A 1,403-nucleotide genomic window follows, 5' to 3' on the forward strand; every position below is an offset into this window, starting at 1 on the left:
AGATGTGTATAAGAGACAGCCCCCAGCCCCACTCCTGTTACCACCCCCAGTCCAGTCGCCACCAGTTTTACGACTGCAACCGTCAGCTACCCGACCTGCAACATTAACTTGAATGCCCAAAATTATGGGGAAAGAGGCATCATCATTAACGGCAATTCGTTCATTCCGATCGATTTAGTGGATCGCCTGGGAATTGATGTCACCCAAAAGCCCCAAATTCGCAAAGTTTCCTATCGCAATGTGGTGTATATCAAAGCGATCGATTTACGGGAATTTAATATTGCCGTCGGCTGGGAAAATTCCACTCGCACCGTCGTATTACGCACAATTCTGCAAATTTGTCCTGACCAGATTGATCGCCTTTCTGGACATGGCAAAACCTCCGATGTGCAGATGCTCATGTTTCTCAAAGCCAATAATGAAGCGGCATTACGGAACTTTGCAGATATTCCCAAACTGTATCGTGAAGAGGGCGATCGGGAAGGAATTAACTACGATATTGCCTTTGCCCAAATGTGTTTAGAAACCTCATTTCTACGGTTTGGTGGAACCCTTCAGCCTAGCCAAAATAACTACGGGGGTCTGGGGGGCATTGGCAACGAACCGGGGGGAGCCTCTTTCCCCAGCGCACGTTTAGGAGTACGGGCACATATTCAACACTTAAAAGCCTATGCCAATAGCCAACCGCTAGTGGAAGAAGTGGTTGATCCCCGGTTTAATTTTGTGGCTCGGGGCATTGCGCCATTAGTCCAAATGTTGGGATCACGCTGGACCGCCGACGCAGAATATGGCACTAAAATTCTGGCAATTTTGAGGCGCTTGTATGAAGCGGCTGGCATTCTTTAGTCGGGAGTGATCTCTGACATGAACAAACTGGATAAGAGAGCCAATCCTCTACGTTAGTTCAATGTTAGTTCGATCCAGGGAAAGGGCATGTTAGCCATGATGTTATTGGCTGCCACAGTCTGTATGGGTCGATCGCCCCGTTCTCAGCCTCAATCCACTGCCACCCCCGATCCAGGCATGTTAGGAGAAGCATTGGTCGCCCAATGGCTACAAGGACGAGGATGGGTCGTTTTGTACCAACGCTGGCATTGTCGCTGGGGCGAGTTAGATCTCGTGATTGCCCAACGAGAGCCAGAGTCCGATCGCCTACTATCCATTGCCTTTGTCGAAGTCAAAACCCGTAGTTCGGGCAACTGGGATGCCAATGGGTTACTCGCTATCACCCCGCAAAAACAAGCCAAGCTCTGGAAAGCCGCCCAATGCTTCCTGGCTGAACACCCCCAACTGGCACAGTTGCCCTGCCGCTTCGATGTTGCCCTAGTCTCCTGCCAACGCCTCATGCTACCCAAATTGCGCGATCGCTCCCCATCCCCCCATCCTGTCTCTTATACACATCT

2 protein-coding genes are annotated in these 1,403 nt (G+C 50.5%); both read left to right on the forward strand.

Annotated elements, in window-relative coordinates; all coding sequences use genetic code 11:
• Positions 1-108 precede the first annotated feature (108 nt).
• Positions 109-846 (forward strand): glucosaminidase domain-containing protein, encoded by a 738-nt coding sequence (locus ACN4EK_RS32635; protein WP_431662608.1) that lies wholly within the window; start codon positions 109-111, stop codon positions 844-846.
• A gap of 96 nt (positions 847-942) precedes the next feature.
• A partial coding sequence (locus tag ACN4EK_RS32640; protein WP_431662609.1) for a YraN family protein occupies positions 943-1,403 on the forward strand: 461 nt, incomplete at its 3' end.

This window comes from Pantanalinema rosaneae CENA516 (genome assembly GCF_050753385.1).
Lineage (GTDB): Bacteria > Cyanobacteriota > Cyanobacteriia > Leptolyngbyales > Leptolyngbyaceae > Pantanalinema > Pantanalinema rosaneae.